The organism is Psychrobacter sp. AOP30-A2-5, from assembly GCF_052378115.1.
Taxonomy (GTDB): domain Bacteria; phylum Pseudomonadota; class Gammaproteobacteria; order Pseudomonadales; family Moraxellaceae; genus Psychrobacter.
Map to the genome: position 1 here is coordinate 215,762 of NZ_JBQSXK010000001.1, position 21,502 is coordinate 237,263.

Annotated in this window: 18 protein-coding genes; 14 read left to right on the forward strand and 4 right to left on the reverse strand. The window is 42.4% G+C overall.

The genetic code is table 11. From position 1 onward, the window contains the following. Positions 1-52 precede the first annotated feature (52 nt). The 6 genes from rlmKL (at position 53) to ACT3S4_RS00905 (ending at position 7,357) form a co-directional block, all read left to right on the forward strand. On the forward strand, positions 53-2,356 hold the full coding sequence (gene rlmKL / locus ACT3S4_RS00880) for a bifunctional 23S rRNA (guanine(2069)-N(7))-methyltransferase RlmK/23S rRNA (guanine(2445)-N(2))-methyltransferase RlmL (protein WP_372861319.1): 2,304 nt from the start codon (positions 53-55) through the stop codon (positions 2,354-2,356). Positions 2,357-2,756: 400 nt separating this feature from the next. Continuing rightward, positions 2,757-3,332 carry a TerD family protein gene (locus tag ACT3S4_RS00885; protein WP_055123872.1) on the forward strand — a complete coding sequence of 192 codons (576 nt, stop codon included), beginning with the start codon at positions 2,757-2,759 and terminating at the stop codon, positions 3,330-3,332. A gap of 274 nt (positions 3,333-3,606) precedes the next feature. Further along, entirely contained in the window at positions 3,607-4,671 is a 1,065-nt protein-coding gene (locus ACT3S4_RS00890; RefSeq protein ID WP_045445375.1) for a DUF475 domain-containing protein, read from the forward strand. Between the two features lie 468 nt (positions 4,672-5,139). Then, positions 5,140-5,715: a TerD family protein gene (locus tag ACT3S4_RS00895; protein WP_045445372.1), complete on the forward strand. Its 576-nt coding sequence runs from the start codon at positions 5,140-5,142 to the stop codon at positions 5,713-5,715. 171 nt (positions 5,716-5,886) lie between these two features. Beyond that, complete coding sequence (locus ACT3S4_RS00900) at positions 5,887-6,639, forward strand: TIGR00266 family protein (protein ID WP_109589145.1); 753 nt, start codon at positions 5,887-5,889, stop codon at positions 6,637-6,639. Positions 6,640-6,748: 109 nt separating this feature from the next. Beyond that, positions 6,749-7,357, forward strand: a complete 609-nt coding sequence (locus ACT3S4_RS00905; RefSeq protein ID WP_444760202.1) for a TerD family protein — start codon at positions 6,749-6,751, stop codon at positions 7,355-7,357. 136 nt (positions 7,358-7,493) lie between these two features. Here the strand turns inward: ACT3S4_RS00905 and ACT3S4_RS00910 are convergent, their stop codons facing one another. Further along, positions 7,494-8,783 carry a TerD family protein gene (locus tag ACT3S4_RS00910; RefSeq protein WP_444760203.1) on the reverse strand — a complete coding sequence of 430 codons (1,290 nt, stop codon included), beginning with the start codon at positions 8,781-8,783 and terminating at the stop codon, positions 7,494-7,496. 305 nt (positions 8,784-9,088) lie between these two features. On the opposite strand from ACT3S4_RS00910, the gene ACT3S4_RS00915 reads away from it, so the two are divergent. From ACT3S4_RS00915 to ACT3S4_RS00945, 7 genes are all read left to right on the forward strand, one after another. Continuing rightward, positions 9,089-10,252, forward strand: coding sequence for an ATP-grasp domain-containing protein (locus ACT3S4_RS00915; protein WP_444760204.1), 1,164 nt, complete (start codon positions 9,089-9,091; stop codon positions 10,250-10,252). An 87-nt stretch (positions 10,253-10,339) separates the two neighbouring features. Further along, positions 10,340-11,584 (forward strand): trypsin-like peptidase domain-containing protein, encoded by a 1,245-nt coding sequence (locus tag ACT3S4_RS00920; protein ID WP_444760205.1) that lies wholly within the window; start codon positions 10,340-10,342, stop codon positions 11,582-11,584. A 62-nt stretch (positions 11,585-11,646) separates the two neighbouring features. After that, positions 11,647-13,044 carry an NYN domain-containing protein gene (locus ACT3S4_RS00925; protein ID WP_444760206.1) on the forward strand — a complete coding sequence of 466 codons (1,398 nt, stop codon included), beginning with the start codon at positions 11,647-11,649 and terminating at the stop codon, positions 13,042-13,044. Then, positions 13,037-14,368 (forward strand): phosphoribosyltransferase domain-containing protein, encoded by a 1,332-nt coding sequence (locus ACT3S4_RS00930; protein ID WP_444760207.1) that lies wholly within the window; start codon positions 13,037-13,039, stop codon positions 14,366-14,368. Before ACT3S4_RS00925 ends, ACT3S4_RS00930 begins: the two co-directional genes overlap by 8 nt. A gap of 82 nt (positions 14,369-14,450) precedes the next feature. Then, positions 14,451-15,278 carry an HAD hydrolase family protein gene (locus tag ACT3S4_RS00935; RefSeq protein ID WP_444760208.1) on the forward strand — a complete coding sequence of 276 codons (828 nt, stop codon included), beginning with the start codon at positions 14,451-14,453 and terminating at the stop codon, positions 15,276-15,278. A gap of 63 nt (positions 15,279-15,341) precedes the next feature. After that, positions 15,342-16,538 (forward strand): cysteine protease StiP domain-containing protein, encoded by a 1,197-nt coding sequence (locus ACT3S4_RS00940; protein WP_444760209.1) that lies wholly within the window; start codon positions 15,342-15,344, stop codon positions 16,536-16,538. 213 nt (positions 16,539-16,751) lie between these two features. Then, the gene (locus ACT3S4_RS00945; RefSeq protein ID WP_444760210.1) at positions 16,752-17,816 is read left to right on the forward strand and encodes an HpcH/HpaI aldolase/citrate lyase family protein; all 1,065 of its coding nucleotides are present in this window, start codon (positions 16,752-16,754) and stop codon (positions 17,814-17,816) included. Between the two features lie 179 nt (positions 17,817-17,995). On the opposite strand, the gene ACT3S4_RS00950 is transcribed toward ACT3S4_RS00945, so the two are convergent. After that, the gene (locus ACT3S4_RS00950) at positions 17,996-18,808 is read right to left on the reverse strand and encodes an alpha/beta fold hydrolase (protein ID WP_444760211.1); all 813 of its coding nucleotides are present in this window, start codon (positions 18,806-18,808) and stop codon (positions 17,996-17,998) included. 471 nt (positions 18,809-19,279) lie between these two features. Between ACT3S4_RS00950 and ACT3S4_RS00955 the strand changes: the two genes are divergently transcribed. Continuing rightward, entirely contained in the window at positions 19,280-20,077 is a 798-nt protein-coding gene (locus ACT3S4_RS00955; protein ID WP_055123862.1) for an enoyl-CoA hydratase/isomerase family protein, read from the forward strand. A gap of 125 nt (positions 20,078-20,202) precedes the next feature. Here the strand turns inward: ACT3S4_RS00955 and ACT3S4_RS00960 are convergent, their stop codons facing one another. Both ACT3S4_RS00960 and ACT3S4_RS00965 read right to left on the reverse strand, forming a co-directional pair. Then, positions 20,203-20,646, reverse strand: coding sequence for a PACE efflux transporter (locus ACT3S4_RS00960; protein WP_444760212.1), 444 nt, complete (start codon positions 20,644-20,646; stop codon positions 20,203-20,205). A gap of 214 nt (positions 20,647-20,860) precedes the next feature. Continuing rightward, on the reverse strand, positions 20,861-21,433 hold the full coding sequence (locus ACT3S4_RS00965; protein ID WP_444760213.1) for a hypothetical protein: 573 nt from the start codon (positions 21,431-21,433) through the stop codon (positions 20,861-20,863). Positions 21,434-21,502: the final 69 nt, after the last annotated feature.

The following is a 21,502-nucleotide window of genomic DNA, read 5'->3' on the forward strand; positions in this document are numbered from 1 at the left end:
CATCTTATTTTATGATGTGCATTACTTATCAATTTAGCCCACAGGTATCCGTATGACCGAAACAACCGCGCCCGCACCTCTAACAGCAGCTTCACCAGAATTGTCGCTTGACCTTATTATCACCTGTGCCGATGGGCTTGAGGCACCACTCCAAACTGAGCTGACAAGTTTTGGTATTGCAAGTGAAATCAAAAGTACAGGTCGTCTGGCAGTTACTGGTACTTTGCGTGACTTATATAGCATTTGTTTGTGGTCACGTGTCGCCTCGCGGGTACTAATGCTCATTAAACGCAAAAACATCAATGCCGAATACGATGTGGCTGAGCAACTTTATGGCTTGGCAAAATCGGTCAATTGGATTGAGCAGTTTAGTTTAGAGCAAACCTTTGCGATTCGTCTGTCGGTCGACAAGCGTGTCGCCGTCAGTCAACAGTTTGCGATGCTACGTATCAAAGATGCGATTGCAGATACGTTCAATGAAGTTTATGACAGCCGTCCTAACGTCGATAGTAAAAACCCAGACTTTTCTATATTTGCAACCGTGAATGATAAGCAAGCTGAGCTGTATTTAGATTTATCAGGTACCAGTTTGCATCGCCGTGGTTATCGTGTGGCAATGACTGAAGCGCCACTCAAAGAAAACTTGGCAGCGGCTCTACTATATAGTGCAGGCTGGCACAAGAAAAATGAAGCTGGCAATGCACCTTTTTATAATGCGCTAATTGACCCAATGTGTGGGTCTGGCACCTTTATCATTGAAGCACTACTCATGCATTGCGATTATGCTGTGGGTATCGATAAAGCCGCCAATCAATTTGGTTTTTACCAATGGCAGCATCATGACGATGCCTTATGGCAACAGATGATCGATGATGCCCAGACACGTTTCCGCGAAGCATTAGCAATTGCTAATGAGCAACCAGATACATTACCGCTGATTTTGGGGTTTGATGCCGATAGCGGCGCGATTTTAGCAACAGAGAAAAACCTGATTGCCGCAGGTTTGCAAGATTTACTACCACTGCTTGATCTTGAGACGCGTGCGCTTGACCAACTGAGCACTATTCTGAAGCCATTGGTCGATGACGGTCGATTGAGCAACCCTCTCATCATCACCAACCCACCTTATGGTGAGCGTTTGGGTGACGAAGAGATGATTAAGCCGTTATATCAAGCGATTGGGCTTATTCTGCAAGACAGCTTTGCTGGTAGCGGCATTGATCCGATGCTTGGCATATTGGCATCTAATGTTGAGCAAGTTGATATCTTACCTATCAAAGAACCAAAAACCTTACGCTGTCATAATGGTGCTATCACCGTTTATTTCCGCTATGGCACGTTGATTGCGGGACAAACGGGCAATCTCGTTAGTCGCTTCGAAAAACGTGAAATTGAAGTGGAAGAGGGACAAGACTTTATCAACCGCTTGCAGAAAAACCTGTCCAAGCTGAAGAAGTTGGCTAAAAAAGACAAGGTTAGTAATTTGCGCGTTTACAATGCGGATTTGCCCGACTTCAAAGTCGCCGTCGATTTATATGGCGACTATGTGCACGTGCAAGAATATGCGCCACCAAAAACCATTCCACCTGAGACTGCTAAAAAACGCTTCAACTTGGCACTAATGGGTATTCGTGAAGTTTTTGGTATTAACCGTGAACAAATATTCATCAAGACTCGTGCACGCCAGTCTGGTAATGACCAATATAGCAAACAGAACACCACAGAAAAGCGTGGTAAATTTCATGTTGCACGTGAAGATGGTGCGTATTTTTACGTCAACTTTACGGACTATTTAGATACGGGTTTGTTCATTGATCACCGTAATATGCGTGCCCGTATCAAAGACAACAGTCGTAATAAATCCGTACTGAACTTATTTGCTTATACCTGTACGGCAAGTGTGCATGCGGCGCTTGCTGGCGCGAAAAAAGTCACTAGCGTTGACTTGTCACAGAACTATCTAGACTGGGGCAAGCAAAACTTTGTATTAAATGGTCTGGACGTTAGCCGCAATAAATATCAATTCGTCGCAGCTGATATCTTTGAATGGATTAAAGACAATACTGAACAATTTGATATTATCTTTATCGATCCACCGACCTTTTCGAATTCGAAAAAGTTCCAAGGTACCTTTGATGTGCAGCGCGACCACTCTGCCCTCATTAATCGTGCGATGAACCGCTTGACCTCTGACGGGATTTTGTATTTTTCAAATAACTTTACCCGCTTTGAGCTCGATGAGCAACTAACTGAGCGTTATGATATTGTCGATATCACGCAAAAAACCATTGGTTTTGATTTTGATATTAAAAAGCCTATTCATCAAAGTTTTGAGATTCGTCATCGTCAGGGCTGATAATTTAAGTTTATGGATGGATATAAAGGTTAACCACCGCATTTAGACGCCATCTTTTATAGTCAGTCTTGTCGTACACATAACAATGACCCAATCGGCTTTGATTGGGTCATTTTTTGTTGTTATGATAGAGCGTCATTAAGCAATCGTTTTGCAGCTATAGTCAGAGCACTTTTAAACCGCTACGGTGTTACCCGCCCTAGATGTACTCAGTGTACTATCTGCGGTCGGTCGCCTTGTAGCGATTCTAAAATTCCTTGACTATATAATTTTTCGACCAGTTCAATCCCACTATCGATTTTGCTACTTTAGCTTACGTCTGATAGCTTGCATTGCTATTGCTTTTATTGCCCCTCTCCCTACTCTAATAACCTTTTACTTTAATAATAAGGACAATCCCATGGCTTTATCACTTAATAAAGGCGGTAACTTATCGCTCACCAAGACTGATCCAAATTTAACCAAGCTGCTTATCGGTCTTGGTTGGGATGAACGCGCAACTTCTGGTGCTGAGTTTGATTTGGATGCCAGTGTGTTTTTACTGAATACGGCAGGTAAAGTACGCGGCGACCATGACTTCATTTTCTATAACCAGCTTAAGTCTGATAATGGCGCGGTTGAGCATACTGGTGATAACCGCACTGGCGAAGGTGATGGAGATGATGAAGTCGTTAAAGTAAATCTGACTCAAGTACCTGCTGATGTGGATAAAATTGTCGTCACTGTCACTATTCATGATGCGGCGGCTCGTAGTCAAAACTTTGGTCAAGTTGCCAATGCCTTTATTCGTGTCGTGAATGAAGAGACAGGCACTGAAGTGGTACGTTTTGATTTGGCAGAAGATTACTCTGTTGAAACAGCCATGGTATTTGGCGAAGTCTATCGTCACAACGGTGAATGGAAATTCCGTGCCGTTGGTCAAGGCTATTCAGGCGGCTTGCAAGCCATGTGTCAACAGTATGGCGTTGTTATCTAATTTGATAACTTATTCATGCTTAGACTACTATATGACAATTAAACTCAAAATATAAAGCAAGTATTAGCCCTCTATTTGTACTCACCATTAGCAATGATAATGGCTGTAAAATATGGTTGCAAAATAGTCACAATTATTCATAGCTAAATGACTAGTAATGCTTTATGTTTCGTTTAGAATTATGCAAAAAAAGTGGTTAGCGATAACCGCTTTTTTTGTGGTTTGTGCCTATAGTAGGCCGACCTTAGCTTTATGCAACCAGACAGGATGTGTCATGAGACATTTTTATTTAGACTTTATTTTCACAGCCATCGCCCTAGCGGTCGCGGCATGGTGGGGATATTCACATGGCGGTATGGGCGGTATGATAACCACCCTATCTATTACTGCTATTTTGGCCGTCATGGAGATTTCATTATCGTTTGATAATGCGGTGGTCAACGCCTCAGTCCTTAAAGGCTGGGACGAGTTTTGGAAAAAGATATTTTTAACGGTGGGTATTTTAATCGCCGTCTTTGGTATGCGCTTGGTATTCCCTATTGTTATCGTCGCTGTTACTGCCGACCTTGGTATGATGCAAGTAATCGATCTGGCTTTGAACGATCCTAAAGAATACTCAGCCAGACTATTGGCGCATCATGCCGAAATCTCAGCATTTGGTGGTATTTTCTTATTACTGGTTTTCTTAAACTTCATCTTTGATGAAAAAGAAGTACACTGGTTCGATTGGCTTGAAAGCCGTCTGGCAAAATTAGGTAAAGTCGATGCCATGAGCGTGTTTGTCGCGCTTATCGTCTTGATGATTGCCGTATCATTTGCCAAGCCTGAGCAATCAGCTGCGGTCCTAATCGCTGGCGTATGGGGTATCTTAGTTTACCTTGGCGTACAAGTGGTCTCTGGTATGTTAGAGGGTGACCTTGAAGAAGAATTAGATGCTCAAGGTAATAGTACTGGTGCTGCAACTAGCGCGATTATGAAAGGTGGTATTATCGGTTTCTTATATCTAGAAGTCCTTGATGCTTCATTCAGTTTCGATGGCGTGATTGGCGCATTTGCGATTACTAATGACGTAATCGTAATCATGCTAGGTCTGGCTATTGGTGCGATGTTCGTACGTTCGATGACTATCTTCTTGGTCGACAAAGGCACCCTTGATGAATATGTCTATCTTGAGCATGGCGCGCATTATGCTATCGGTGCTTTAGCTATCATCATGCTGCTATCAGTGAAATTCCATGTACCAGAGCTTATCACTGGTCTGATTGGTATTACCTTTATTGGTTGGGCGTTTGTCGCTTCACTTAATTATCGTAAGCGAGAAGCCAAATCAATTACTTGATGCTCGTTCGATGTTAAAAAACCAAGCAAAAATTTTTAATATCAAACAGTATAAAGTGGATAGATAAAGTTAGTTTAAAAATAGACGGGTTGTACCAAAGCAGTTGGTATGACCCGTTTTTGCTTTAAAGCACTTATTTGACACCCGTTGAATAAGTGCTTTTTTATGTTGCACTGCCTGACGATCTAATTTACTTTTTGATAACAACACCTTAACGACTGTTGCTCGGACGGTTAAAAAGTATCAGACTTGCAGCATTGATATGTCCCTTAGTAATCATATCGTAATCACACAAAATACGCCTTGCTTAGTAAGCAATCGCTTAGTATAGTAAATCGTAATGATATGCAGGGCGTGGCATACGAGTAAATTTATTCATTGTTTGCATTTATATATCGACCACTGCACTATTTTAGTTTATTTTTTTATCATTCAATCCACTCAATTATTAATCAAAAGGATATTTATATGGCTATTAGCTTAACAAAAGGCGGCAACGTAAACTTATCAAAAGAAGCGCCGGGTTTAACCAATATTACAGTCGGTCTTGGCTGGGATCCACGTGCTACTGATGGTCAAGAGTTTGACTTAGATGCGATTGGCTTTTTGGTCAATGAAGCGGGCAAAGTACGTAATGACCAAGATTTCATCTTTTTTAACAACTTAAAGTCAGACAATGGCGCGGTTGAGCACACAGGTGATAACCGTACTGGTGAAGGCGACGGCGATGATGAAAAAATCAAAATCAATCTTGCTAGCATTCCAGCTGACGTGAGCAAAGTCGCTATCTGTGCGATTATTTATGAAGGTCAAAGCCGCAATCAAAACTTTGGTCAAGTGGGTGACGCTTACATCCGTGTTGTTAATGACAATGGTGATGCTGAAATCGCACGTTATGACTTATCAGAAGACGGTAGCACCGAAACCGCGATGATTTTTGGTGAATTATATCGCCATAGTGGTGACTGGAAATTCCGTGCCGTCGGTCAAGGCTTCAGCGGTGGTCTTGGACCATTAGCGGCTTCTTATGGCGTTAATGTTTAAGAGCTGACTAACATTTAGCACTAATAATATAAGCCCGAAAAGCCATCAAGTGTGCCCTACTATCGCATTTGATGGCTTTAAAAGTAATAGGCTAGCGAAAATCTATGGTTAAGCCGACTTACAGACATGACTTACAAACATATAGAATACTGATATAAGGATTCGCACCCTATGACCGCCACGTTTAGCTTAATCGGTACCATTGAACCATTTCTTCATTGTAATCTCAAAAAAGGCGACTCCATCTATTGTGAAGCCAATGCAATGGTGATGATGGAATCAAACCTTGAGCTAAAAGGTAAGCTGCAAGGCGGTCTGATGCAATCACTTATGCGCCGTTTTGCCAATGATGAATCCTTATTTCAGCAGCAGATTGAAGCCGTGAACGGTGAAGGCGATTGTTTACTTGCGCCAACGCTCGACGGTGATATGCAAATCATTGATTGCGGTGCGCAGCAATATACTTTAAGCGATGGCGCATTTGTCGCGGCGCAAACGGGTGTCGATGTGAAGGCTAAGATTCAACGTAATCTAGGTGGCGCCGTCTTTGGTGATACTGGTGGCTTTATGGTGATGCAGACGCAAGGTCAAGGTCAGGTAGTGGTATCGGGTTTTGGCTCATTGTTTGAGATTGATGTCGAACCTGGTAAAGACGTCATCATTGATAACGGTCATGTGGTCTGTTGGGACTCGCGTTTGGAATACAAACTCTCAGTCGCCACCAGTAAGAAAAAAGGCTTCATGGGCAATATTATCAATTCGGTCACCAGTGGCGAAGGTATGGTTTTAAACTTCTCAGGCTCAGGCAAAGTCATTATCTGCTCTCGTAATCGTGATAGCTACCAAGGCTGGCTACAGAGCATCTTAGGGACTAGCTCCGGCGGTCGCGGCGGCAATAGCGGCTTACTTGGCAATATCTTATAGCTATTATTATGTTTTTAAAGCTGTATGTTACAACGACTCCTCGTCATCATAGACTTTATTTAACCCTCTACTCACAATTACTATAACACTGTAGTATAAGGAATATCACATGGCAGTTAGTTTACAAAAAGGTCAGAAAATCTCCCTAAGCAAAGAAGCGGGCGGCGAGCTTACCCAAGTAAAACTGGGTCTAGGCTGGGACGTTGCTCAAAACCCTCAAGATAAAAAAGGTGGGTTCTTGGGCAAATTATTTGGTGGTGGTAGCGGCGGCGACTCGATTGACTTAGATGCCTCGTGCATCATGTTTGATACCAATAAACAAGCCATCGATGCGATTTGGTTCAGTCAGCTGAAATCAAAAGATGGCAGTATCGTCCATACTGGTGATAACCGCACTGGCGACGGCGATGGTGACGACGAAGTTATCAATGTCGATCTTTCAAAGGTCCCTGCCAATGTCGTCTCTCTAGTATTTACGGTCAATAGTTTCACTGGTCAAACGTTTGAAACGGTAGAAAATGCATTTTGTCGTATCGTCAATGCCAATAACAATCAGGAAGTCGCGCGCTACAATTTATCAGCGCAAGGTGGGCATACCGCGATGATTATGGCAAAAGTATATCGTCATAATAACGAGTGGAAAATGCATGCGATTGGTGAAACGGCTTCTGGTCGTACTTTTCATGACTTGATGCCTGCTATCACGCCGCATGCGTAAAGGATTCAAAGCTTTAGTTGGATTAGCGTTCATCCGTTAAAATGAGCTCTTGAAGCAACGTTATTGAGAAAAAACAGCCCATCTACGATTAGATGGGCTGTTTTTTTACATATGCTAAAGAATATTTTTAACGCTGTTATTTACTCCCTCGCTTCCAGCTAAAGCCCCAGTTAAAGGCTTTATCCATCTCTTGATGGCCTTTAAAATACTGGTTAATACGTTCAACGTTGATACTACCTTGCTGATTGACCAGACGCGCAATCGCACACATTGGCAAATTACCTGTCCCTTCTGTCAAACGTGTCTCAATCGGGGGTTGGTCGGGCACATGAATGGTCACGACACCATCTGTTTGCGCCCAATTGGGTGCACCTTCATAGATGAAAGCAAAGATAAAGACTTCTTCAATCTGCGACCACTGTTGCCCATTAATATCGAGCCACTCACCGCCGCTGACTTGTCCAGTTCTATCATCGGCACGCAAACACACGTAAGGCGCTGATGTTAAGCTACCAAAGCGATTGCCCAAGGCCTGAATCAAGGTTTTTTCACCATTTTTCAGATGAATCATCGCCCCAACATCAAGGTCAATACCGCCCGCTTTATGTTGTTTGAAAAGATCGCCTAACAAGCCTTTTTTGGGTGCTTGCTGATTGGCAGTTGGATTTTGGTTCCAGTTTAAGTTGACAGAGATTTTACCAAAGTCATCACGTTTCTTTAGGTTGATGCTAGACTGATTTTTGGTTAAAGTGATTTTGCTTAAGTTAATTGACGGATTTGGAGAAGCTGTAGGAATCGGCGGCGGCGTGCTTGTTTGAGGTGCACTACCTGCTTTCTGCGTATTAATTGGGCGCTGCGTATTGATGGGCTGAGCTTGACCTTGTGACTGGTCTTGTACAGGGCTTTGAGCGGGCGCTTCATCGGCAATTTCAACACCAAAATGCTCAGACAAAGGCTTCAGCCCTCCTTCAAAACCTTGGGCAATAAAACGGAACTTCCAGCTACCTTGGCGGCGATAACATTCCGCTAAAATAATCGCTTTTTCATTACGTCCGGCAGCACTTAGTTGGCAAGTCATCAGCACTTGACTGCCTTGCAATACTTGAATATCGACATCACCAACTTGTGCAAGCGGCTGCGCACTAGAAAATGCTAATGCTATCTTCTCGATATTTGCAGGCTGGGCAGGTAAATTAATATCAAAAAACCCATCGCTATCATGACCACGGAAACTCACACTGTCATCATCGCTACGTGTCTGCCCATAAAATATCATGTCGCCATCACCGCGTACTTTACCATCAGTTGTCAGGCGATATGCCGCGCAATCGACCGCACTTTGGCTTAAAATACGAATGCTAATATGATCTGTTGGCAGTGGCGCATTGGCACCAGCAATCAGTTGTTGAGGTTGGATTTGGCTCATCATACATCCTTTGAATTATTTATTATGTGCGTGTGTTTGTTATGCTAATAATTGTCATATAGTAGCATGGATGGCCGCTGATTTTTAAAGCGTACGACCGTTCAATAACATGCCAATGACCCTAAAAAATATTTTTACAAATCCTTCATGCTATTTTGTCAGCAGCATTTATAACGCTTAGCATTTGTATATAATAGCCCCTACTATTAGCAATATTACGGCTTGCTTATATTCCTGATGGTGTTGCGATGACGATAGTGAGTTATTCAATTATATCTAAAACCTACGATAATGCTGAGAGAATTATGAAAACCCCTGCTAACGATAACGATCATATAACATCAACTGCCGCATCACCTGCCGTTTGGTTAGCTGAAGGTCAGTCAAGCCAGCGTGATATGTTAGCCAGCCTGCAAACCCTAAAAAATCACGCTGATACTCCGTTTAACATTATCGCTTCACACCGACACAATAGACCTGAGATTTTTGAATTTGCTGACAGCGTTTACCGCGAGCCTTCTACTAGCACCGCAGATAACGATGAGCAAGCAGTGCTCGAATCTGTTGAGCCATTGATGCCGCGTTGGCAGTTTGTGTTAGAACAAGCGCAGAAAAACAACGTCAAAGTGTTGCTCACTGGACGCAATGGTATTGATTACGAAGCCCAGCGTGAGGCGTTTGTCGCAGCGGGTATTCGTTTATTGACGGGTGCAGCGAGTGTGGCAGCGTTAGAAGTGATAGATGATAAGTTTGCCTTTATGCAGCAGTGTCATGAGCATGATATTCCCGTTGCCGAGGCGTGGCGCTTTGATAATGTCGCAGAGCTTGAAGCATTACTTGCTACGTACGGTCACCAACCATTATGCGTCAAACCGGTTACGGGTATTTTCGCTCAAGGGTTTTGGCGATTAGATTTAGCCAAAAATGATGGGGAACAGTACGATAGCTTTGAGCATTTATACTTTACCGAAGAGAAGAAAATAAATACGGCGCAATTTATCAATGCTTATGCTAACAGTGTCATGGTGCAGGAACGCCCAATTCCCATGCTGCTAATGCCTTACTTATCAGGGCAAGAGTACTCTATCGATGTCGTCTGTGAATATGGCGAAGTATTGGCTGCTGTCACCCGCTATAAAACAGGGAAAATCCAGCATATCGGCTACGAGCAAGCGGTCATGGATGTCGTCATTCCACTCATAAAAGCCTTTGGCTGCGATGGCATCGTCAGTGTCCAAACCAAAGCCGATGATGACGGTCATCACCGTGTGCTTGAGATTAATAGCCGCCCTTCTGGTGGCATTGATTACACCACCCACAGCGGTGTGGATTTGACCCAAGTTGGATTTGCTTATTGGCTAGGCTTAACCGATAAACCGATACTGGCTGATATCGCGCAACAAATAACCCCCTGCCAAGTACGCTCTATTATGGTCGGTGTAAAGGTTGAAGAAGACATCACTGAATAAGTCAAAATAATAATATAAAAAGCTGACGGCAATGAATCGACAATAAGACATCCATGGCAACCGAATATATTCAATAAGAGGCAAACGATGACAGCACAAACCACGTTAGTGTTAGGGGCAAATACGGTCATCGCGACAGCGAATTGTTCGGTCGCCTTTGCAACGACAGATCAGTCAAAGTTTGGCGAGCAGCTTGGGCTATTATGGCTGCCTTTGGATGAGCATCGAAAAGCCGCTTGTAGTCCTGCTTATCTTCATGAACAGAAGGAATGGGCGCAGCTCAATAGCAAAGATAATCCAAATGCATGGCAATTGGATTTGCCTGCATTGTTTGATAAACAAGGTGCAAGCTTTTTACAACTGATTGCTTATGTTTATCATGAGCCAAGCCTAAACTTACCTGCCGTTGAATTGAGCAAAGTAAGCTTAACACTCAATGAGGGCGATATTTGTTATGAATTTACCGCAAGTGAGCGCCATGTTAAAGCGGCGATCATATTAGAGATATACCGACGCAATGGACAATTTAAATGCCGCGCCCTTGGTGAAAGCTCCACCCAAGGACTGGCAAGTCTTGAGCATCATGTACAAGTGAGCCTTGATATGCGTCCGCCAGATACGCATGCCCTTATCCAAGATGCCCAGCGCGCACAGCAGCAAGGTTATCCTAACAGTGACGCACGTCCGCCCAGACAAGTTCAGTCTGGTGAAACTTGGACAGGGACAGCATTTGCTATCGATCCCTATCATTTACTGACTTGTTATCATGTCATTGAATCGGCGGCAATGATTGGTGTGCGTCAGCAAGGGCAGCCCGATCGTGAGGCGCAAGTGGTGCTCAGCGATATCGGTAGTGATTCAGCCATTATTAGAGTAAGCGAGCCGCTGCCAAGTTATTTACCCTTAGCACAGCGTTGTACTGATAATTTAGGTGAAACCATCACCACCTTGGGATTTCCGTTATCAGGATTGAGTAGCCAATTACAAGTAACGCAAGGCTGCATCTCAGGACTGACAGGGTTTGGCGATGATATTCGCTATCTGCAATTTACTGCGCCTATTCAGCCAGGCTCTAGTGGCAGCCCTTTATTACTGCCGACTGGCGAAGTTATCGGCATGGTAACGTCCAGCCTCGTCCATGAGCATGCACAAAATATGAACTATGCAGTGAAATTTCAGTTATTATCCGCCCTACTCGCGAGCGCTGGAATTAGTTTAGATAATTTATCTGACTCATCTGGCATGTTACGCACGACAGCTACGCCGCTGACCACGCCGCAATTAAGCAAACAAAGTCGCGGTGCTTTGTGGTTGGTAGGTTGTCAGGGTTAAGTAATCAAAGATAACTGCAAAAAATATAAAATAACCCTTTGAAAATGCTTTAGGAAATAGTAATGTCCGCTCAGCTACAGAATATTGCCGTACTAATCGATGCCGATAATGCTTCAGCAAAAAATATCGGGTATATCTTGGAAGAAATAAAAAAACTTGGCCATATCACCTGCAAAAAAATCTATGGTGACTGGGGCAATGCCCATATTCAAAGTTGGCAAGACGCCTTACTGAAATATGCCATCGACCCTATGCAGCATTTCGCTTATGTAAAAGGCAAAAATGCGACCGATATCGGCATGGTCATTGAAGCCATGGATTTGTTATATAGCAATATTTATGATGGATTTTGTCTGATATCAAGTGATAGCGATTTTACGTCACTCGCGCTCCGTATTCGCAAAAATCATGTCAAAGTATTCGGCTTCGGCAAACGCAGTACAGTCAGCGCGTTTTCACAAGCTTGCGATACCTTTTTTTATGTAGAGGATTTGCTGCCAACTCCAAAAATGGTTGAAAGCTCAATCAACCTTCCTTCTTCTGCTAATAAAAAAATCACTCAAAGCACTACTGAAGCAACCAATAAGTCAGTGGAGGCTTGGGATGAGAAACGCCTAAAGTGTGACACTAAGCTACTAAATAGCTTACGCGCCTCTATTATTGATCATCCTAAAGCAGATGCTCAGTGTTGGCTAAATTTAGGTTTGGTTGGAAAAGGTATGAAAGAGCATTATCCAGATTTTGATTCAAAAAACTATGGCTATGATAGTATATCTGCACTTCTTAGAACTATCGATTTATTTGAAGTTAGAAAAACTGAAACCACACTTTCAGTACGCTCAAAAAACTCTATAAATGTGTCTAATAGAAAAGCAGTAGAACATCAACCCTCTATTAAAAACAAGCAGCATAATACGATAGAATGTAGGAGTCATACACCCTTAATTATACCTTCATTTCTAACAAATATTAGAATTGAAGCATCCAATGTTATTGATGTTGCTTTATTTAAGCTTTATGCAAAGGGGAGTGTTACAAATGATGATGATTTGATTTTCTATGGTCAAACTCATGATAAAAATCACACTATAGAACTACAGCAACAAAACTCTCCTTTAATAGCAATTACACGAATTGAATGTTCCTTACACAAGCTACCTACAGAGATAACTCAATTAATGATTGTCTTATCGACAAATGCACATCGTATATCAATAGACCAAAAAAACCAGTTTGTTCATGTACAGATACAAAACTATTGCCGAAACAACGGAGATGGTAAAGGAGATATTCTGTTTAAAAGTGGCTTTGACATCAGTCAGAAAAAAGGAAAAGGTCTAAAGTTATTCAACCTCACAAGAGTAAAAAGCGGGTGGAATTTTTCTGCCATTAATCAAGATGTAAAAGGCGGATTGAGAGAAATGTGCGAACAATACGGAATAGAAATTAGCGATGACTAATCAATTATTAAAACGAGAACAACCAAAACAAATCACCAGCATCACTCTACCTCGCGGTACGCTGGATTTGACCTATCAAACCAATTCAGCCACTACGAGAAATGGGGCAGAACCAAGTGACGATTATCAATTAGAAGACTTACTTGGCTTTGCACAACGCATTAACCCAAAACGTGCCTTTTTGTTTGTCTCAAAAGTATTAGGTCGTCATGTTCCAGTGGCTCCTAGTACCATGCGTCATGCTTTTACTGACTTGGCGAATTTGGTTCCTAGCGATTTGCCTGAGCCGATTTTAGTCATCGGTATGGCAGAGACGGCGGTTGGCTTATCGGCCGGTGTGCACCAAGCGCTGCAAACGCGTTATCCCAATGCCTTACTATTGAACTCTACGCGTCATGCGCAACATGATGACAATAAAAACAGTAGCAGCGACTCTTTATTAACCACTTTCAGCGAAGATCACAGTCATGCCAGCCAGCATCTCATTTATCAAAGTGCAGATACAGTGACCCAAGCGCAATTACTAGCGAGCAAGACCTTGATTATGGTGGATGATGAAGCATCGACGGGCAATACTTGCGTCAATGTCGTCACTGCCCTTCGTAACGCAGGACTTGACCAACTAGAGCAAGTACATCTTACCACTTTGGTTGATTGGTCTTTAAACCAGAATCAGAATGCAGCCGATACAAATGAAGCTGTGTCTGACCAAATCGCAAAACGCCTGCCCAATATCCACTTTCAACGTCATCATCTACTGTCTGGTGCATGGACTTGGACGGATGCGCCCAATCCCGAACCGATAACGATGCCATCGGTTGATACAACTGAAGCAGGCAGTCAGTCTCTAGGTAATACTGGTAATTGGGGACGTTTCCCCACTCTAGATAGCACCGATGGGTTTGATCATTATCTTTTGAGGTTTCAAACTGCCTTTAACGTTTTTAACAAGCAAGCTCAACCTGAGAAAGAGCCGTTTGATAAAGAACAGTTGCCACAGCGTATCTTAGTATTGGGCAGTAATGAGTTTGTTTGGTTGCCGTTTTTATTGGCGGAATGGCTTGCGCAACATACGCATATAGAGAATAGTAAGAATACGGTTAATTTTAGTGCGTTGACCCGCTCACCGATTGCGCTTGGTGGCGCAATTACTTCGATGCTAAGTTTTAATGATAATTATGGGCTTGGTATGACCAACTTTGCGTATAACGTTACACCTAGCGATTGGGATTTGATTGTCTTGTGTGTGGAAACGTCCGCTGATAGCGTTGATGCTATGTGGAAAGGTTTGAATAATGTATTGGTGGTGAGTCCGACGCTGTAAATTATTTTATAAGAACTGTCCCATTAAAACCACCATCTAAATCCCGCTCTGCTTTTCACATTCAACCCTTACGGAAACCTTTATGACCAGCCCATTCTTTCAAGCCAAGCCTGATATTCTCAAGCCTTACGCGCTAATGGATTTGGACGATACGCTCTTTCAAACTCAGCGTAAAATTGACGCATGGGACTTACCCACCACTGAAACTGAAAACTTAGTTTGCGCAACCGTTAACAAACAAGGCGAGCCATTAAGTTTTATGAGTCGGCGCCAAGCCACGTTTTTTAACTGGCTACTTGTTAGCACTGATCTAATCGTAGTGACGGCACGTGACCGTAGTGAAATCCAGCGCGTTAAACTGCCTTTTGACAGTTGGCAAGTTTTGACTCATGGCGCGATTATTCTTGATGAAGACGGGGCATTACAAACCCAGTGGCAACAGTATATGTATAGTAAGCTTGCTCCATTGCAAGAAAAATTGCAGCAGCTGAGCCAGCTATTCGCGAATCACAGCAAAAATGACAGTAGCCAGCTGGTCTTTACACCGCATATCGATAGCTTTAGTAATGGCGCTGATAATAAAGAATTAACCATTTATCTGGCTATCAAACATGCGCAAAAAGACCATCAAGCATTAGTAGATCTCGCTGCAAAACTGCCAACGTTAATACGAGACTTTGAGCAGGATTTTTATGTGCACGTGAATGCTAATAATCTAGCGATATTGCCGCACGCAGTTCATAAGCGCCATGCGGTACAGTTCTTGTTAGCTAATCATTTAGACAGTCAGCGACCAAGTTTTGGATTTGGTGACAGTCTGGCAGATTTACCATTTTTACAGCTGCTTGACTGGTATGGTATGCCCAATCATGGTCAGTTACATGAACGACTTAGCTCTCAATCATTCTAAACACTTAATCTCTCCTAAATAAAAACAATAATCGCCGCCGTTTATAGAAGTAGAAGCCACTTTATGACCCATCATATAACGAACCCTAATGTTCAAAAATTAGAAGCATATGGCTCTGGCAGCTATCTTGCCAGTGATGTGACCGTACTCCTCGACATAGTCGCTAAAGACGCGGTCGCCGATGTACCAGTCAGTCAAAAAGAAGCACTTATTCAAAGTGGGCAACGTCATTATTCTGATATGTTGACCTTGGAGCAAGCGCCTACTGCTATGCATGAGCAGCTATATACGCAAGCATTAGAGCAAGGAGCTGAGAGGACTGCCACTGATATTGCTAATTTGGCTTATACGTTACATCATATTTTTCAAAAATCTCGAAATGAAAATATCGTTAATACTGAGCGCCCGCTAGTCTTAGTCAGTTTGGTGCGCGCAGGTTTGCCAGTTGGCGTTTTGTTGCAGCGTGCGTTAGCAGACGTTAATAGCAGCTCTGCTTTGCCGAGCATGCATTATGGAATCAGCATCATTCGCGACCGCGGACTTGATCCAGTTGCGTTACAGATGATATTGAACGCTCATCCACACAGTCCTATCGTATTTGTTGATGGCTGGACAGGCAAAGGCGCGATTTATCAAGAGCTTGCTCATAGTTTAGAAAAATTTAGCGATCCTAGCCATGCAAACTTTGCCAATATCTTTCATCAAGGGGCAGATGTTATTCCCTTATTAACGCTCGCTGATCCAGCTGGCGTTGCTTGGCTTGCAGCTAGCATTGATGACTGGCTGATTCCCTCAGGGCTATTAAATAGTACGGTTTCGGGGCTTATATCACGTAGCTTATATACTGAGCCAGCATTGGGGCTACACCGCAGCGTGTTTTATGATAACTTAATTGAGGTAGACCATAGCTTAGCTTTCATCGCTCATATCGATGCAGCGCGCCGTGCATTAGCCCCATCTTTGCCGTGCTTGCCGACGTTTCAGCAGCCGCGCTATCAGACTGCTGATTTAATTAATGAGTTGGCAAAAAACTATCAAATCAGTAATCGCAATCGTATTAAGCCGACAATTGCAGAGGCGACACGGGCGATATTGCGCCGTGACCCTGAACGCATACTATTAGCTAGCGCTGATCATCCTGATACCATACTGCTAAGACATTTATGTGCCCAGCGAAATATCATTGTTAGTGTATTAGGTGATAAAATACATCCCTATCAAGCCATCACGCTTATCAAGCAACGTAGCGAAGACCATTAATCATTGCTACACTCGCGGTTTCTATAAACCAGACCCGTCTCAAACTCAAAGCAGCGAAAGAAAAAAGTACAAGTAATATTTCTTGTCAGCTAAACGAATTTGACATTACCAAACGTATTTTTGGGTTTGCGGTCATTGCTGCTAAGCCATATTACTTGATGATACCTCTTAGATTTTATACCCATTCACTTATCACTATTGATGATGCCAATTATGTCAGATATGCAAAACAACGAGTCTACTCTTTATCAAAACACCCAGTCTTACGCTCACCTCATTACTGAGCGTCATGCGATGCTCAAACCACAGGCGCATCACCCGTATCAGTTGGGGGCTAGCCTATACATGCCAGCAACTCGCCAAGATATTTGGCAAGTCATTAAGCGTGATAAGTTGCCAACGATTAATAGTATTATCATCTGCCTAGAAGATGCCGTCAGCCATAGTGATGTTGAGCTGGCACTTCAGCGCTTGCAAACGTTGCTGCATACGTGGGCGACGCATGTCGATAGCATCAATGACCCATCAAAACATGCCGACATTCAGATTGAGCAACCAACACGCCCGCTGGTATTTATACGTCCGCGTCATCCAGCAATGTTAGAGCAGCTCTCAGGTTTTGCCCATATCGATTTGATTGATGGCTTTGTCATGCCAAAAGTCGATATGTATAGTCTGTCTAATTGGCGTATGGCCTGTCAAAATCTGAGTACTGAGCAACTATTGATGCCGACGCTTGAAACCGCAGCGTTATTTAATCCGCATCATAATCAGGAATTGGCCATTGGTTTTAAAGAAGCTTTTAGCCAGCCTGTATTTGCCTTACGTATCGGCGGCAATGATTTGTTTGCAGCATTGCGTTTGCGACGTCCCAAAAACAGCATCGTTTATGATACCCCTATCGGCACCCTTGCCTATCAGCTGCTCGGCTGCTTTGTGCCGCATGGCTTTTATTTAACAGCGCCTGTCTTTGAATATTTGGATCAGCCAACGCTATTTATGCAAGAGCTAACCCGCGATGTTAGCTTAGGATTGGTCGGCAAAACAGTCATTCATCCAAGCCAAATTGCGCTGGTGCAACAAGCCTATTGCGTACCATTGAGCATTTTAGATGAGGCGCAAGCAATCTTGCATAGCGAGGCGAAAGCGGTGTTTAAATATAACAATACCATGCTAGAGCCTGCTACCCATCGCGCTTGGGCAACAGAAATCGTCAATCGTGCCGAGGCATGTGGCACCCTTGATGACGGTAATAATGACTATACGGCACGGTTATAAATAGAAATTTTAATATTACCGCTCTTTAATTAATGTTTTAAATGCACTCTTTTACATGCGCTCAATAAAAAAGCCGTTATCACATTCAAGATAACGGCTTTTTTTAGCACAAAGGTTCCATTACTCTATTATTATTAAAACGATGCCTTATTTAAGGCTATTTCAAGACCAACTCAAAACTAGACACAGTCCGCTAAAAAGGTGTTAATTACTCGATTGACCTGCTCAGGCTCTTCTACGGTTGCGGTATGACCAGCGCCCTTGATTACTGCTAATTTAGACCCTGCAATCGCAAAATGCATACGTTCAGCCTTTGAATAAGGGGTTGCTGTGTCCTCATCACCGACCACGATTAATGTCGGCACCGTAATACTCCCTAGCTGATCGTAGGTACCTGACCGCTCAATGACGCCCGTCGTTGCCTTAATAACTCCACCTTTGCGATTGCCTTGTAGCATCGTTAACCACTGCTTACGATCAGACTTACGTAACTTATCTGTCAAAAAAGTATTGCCAAACATAATAGGCATGACCTTGTTACTCACGCGTTTGAGACCCAACCAACGAATGGCTTTGACCAGCTTACGATACTGCGGCACGTTTTTAAGATCTTCAGGATCAGCAGAAGTCTCTAACAGGGTAAGCGACAGCAATAGCTCAGGGCGTTTGAGTGCGACACGCTGGGCGACAAACCCACCCATCGACAACCCTAACAAATGGCATTTATGAATATCTAGTGCCTCTAATAATGCCAATGTATCCTCGGTTAAGGTTTCCATATCATAGCCAGACTTGGTTATTTCAGACTGACCTTGTCCTCGAAAATCAAACGTAATACAGCGATAACTGGCTTTGAAGTACTCGACTTGCTTGTCAAATAGGTGTGTATTCCACAGTAGACCGTGGGCAAATACCATGACGGGTTTTTGCTTATCGTTCGGCGCGCTGTCTTCGTAATAAAGTTCAATATTATTGACATGAATAATTGGCATAACCACTTCCTTGTTGGTTTAATAAATAAAAAATCAGTCTTTAAAACCTGCCTTCTAGGGCGTGTCTTCATTTTAAAAATGGTGAAAAAAATGAGATAGATTGCCATCAAACAAGGAAAATAGCACAAATAATATTGAGATATTCATCAGCTATTTGACGCAGTTTGGCAAAATTTAGCCATTTTTAGCCCATTTAGAGAATGCTCGATTGAATTGAGGACATGCCTTAGCATAATTCAACCTTTCTACAGATAGTAGCCTTATTTTTGAATGGTAGGTTTAATAACTTTAGCAATATGATAGCAGCAAAAAACACTATACCTGAATCATGTCTTAAGCGCGCACACATCCTGCTTTTATAATAAGCTCAAACTGCTATAGTATTTGGCATTGCATTATTTGTCACATTTACTGCCAATAGCTAGTGTTACCAAAAACGTTTTATAGAAAACTCAATTAAGGATATCAACCATGTCACACCCTCTCGTCGAATATCAAGTAGAGAACCATATCGCAACCATCACGATGAACGATCCCAAAACACTGAATGCCTTTAGCACAGTGCTCAAAGATGCCATGATGAATGCACTGACGAACGCAGATGAAGATAAAGACGTCAGAGTCATCATCCTGCAAGGCGCAGGCAATAACTTTTCAAGTGGCGGGCATATCGGTGAGATGTTAGAAAACGGCATGGAAAGCGAGGCACTGTCGAATAAGCTAAACTTTATGGTTGGCGAAGTCGCTGAGATTAGCTTAAAGTTGCGTAATATTCATAAGCCTATTATCGCCAAATTAGAAGGCGCAGTGGCAGGTGCTGGCATGAACTTGGCACTGACTTGTGATTTTCGCATAGCCGCTGATAATGCCAAATTCGTGCAAGCCTTTGTCAATATCGGTCTAATACCAGATGCTGGCGGCATTTATTTACTGAATCAATTGATCGGTGTGGCTAAAACCACTGAGATGGTTATGCTTGGCGATAAACTCAAAGCGGAAGATATGGCACGCTTAAACTTGGTTAATGATGTGGTCAGTAGCGACGAGCTGGATGCTAGCGTATTGGCATTGGCAACGCGCCTGAGCAATCTGCCCGGAAAAGCATTGGCGTCAATGAAGCATATGATTAACACGCACGCTTATATGGGTCTCAATGAAGCGCTCGATATGGAAGTAGATCAACAGACCATGCTTGCTAAAACGGATGATTTTAAAGAAGGTATTACCGCATTCATGGAAAAACGTAAGCCTGTTTATCAAGGTAAATAATAACCTGATCACACTCTTTTTTGCGCTATCATCAAAAAGGCTGCCTAATGGCAGCCTTTTTTTTAGGTCATACAATATCAAGAAAATTCCGTATTAAACATATCTTTAAGTGACACTTTTAACTCTTAAGAATCAGATGCTGTCTTATAGTGATGCGGTAAAGTAAACATCTTGTCAAAACCCAAGGTAAAGATAAAGGTATAAACCAAGAAAAATAGCAGTAACGCTGCTTCCATCATAAAGGCTTTGATTAAACCAACATCATACCAAATCATATAAAGTGGTAAGCAAATCAATACCAATCCGCCTTCAAATCCTAAAGCATGCGCACTGCGAATGAGTAAGGTACGCTTTGCCACCTGCTTGCGACGTTCCCACGCTTCAAAAGCTGTATTGTATAAGAAGTTCCAAATCACTGCTGCCAATGACACCATCACAGCAACTGGTAATGATTCTGCCGCGTCGCTACCGCTCAGCTTCATCAATACAAAAGTAGAAGAAATGATAGCGATAAGCTCAAAGACAGTCACATAGACGATACGACGTTTGAGTGGGGATAAAGTAATCAACCAAAACTCCAAAGCACTAGAGTGTAAACAAAAAAGTGCCTATCAAAGTATCGGTCCGTCCCGAGATAGAAAAGATAGATTCAGTGCAGAGCCACGGTTTCCGCCTGCCCTTATATTATACAGAAGATGATACAAAAAATAAGCACATGTAATGATAATATAAAAACCCCACATCAATTCGATATGAGTTTACTATGACAACACTTTACTATAATTAACTTCTATCAACATCACAGTTTATTTTGCCAATAAACGCAAACTCTCTATCTAAGTCGATTGATTCATTTTCAAATCCAAGCTCTTTACGAACTGCATTTCTTAGATCTACTATCGAATCAGGCGAAATAGATCCCTGCACTATTTTTTTCAACTCTTTGATTACCTCTGAACCTTCACAAGTACAGGCTAGTTCATTAAAACATGAACGTGCAGACTCAATGCTTTCTCGCTGTGGAGTCATATCACCTTCAGATATATTAGTATATTTATAATTACTTAAAATAGCATTTGCTAGATTAAGAGCCTTTAAACAAGCATTCCTTTTCATTATCCAAACTTCATTCTTTTGATGTAGCGACTTTGAAAGTTCAACTCTAACTGTTTCAAGCTCAATTAAATATTCAGACTTTACATTTTCTATTTTTCTAGTTATTTCCTCTATGTCTTCTTTTGTAGCAAGGTTTTTTCCTTTTTCAGATGAGTAAGAAAATAAATATTTCTTAAAAAAATAAATACCCCCAATACCAAGTAAAGTCAGTATCTGTAAAATAACTAAAAAACCTTCCATGTGAGTTCCTCGTTTTTTATGACTAAAGTATGGGAAAAATAAAACCTTTATATATGCTCATATATTTTA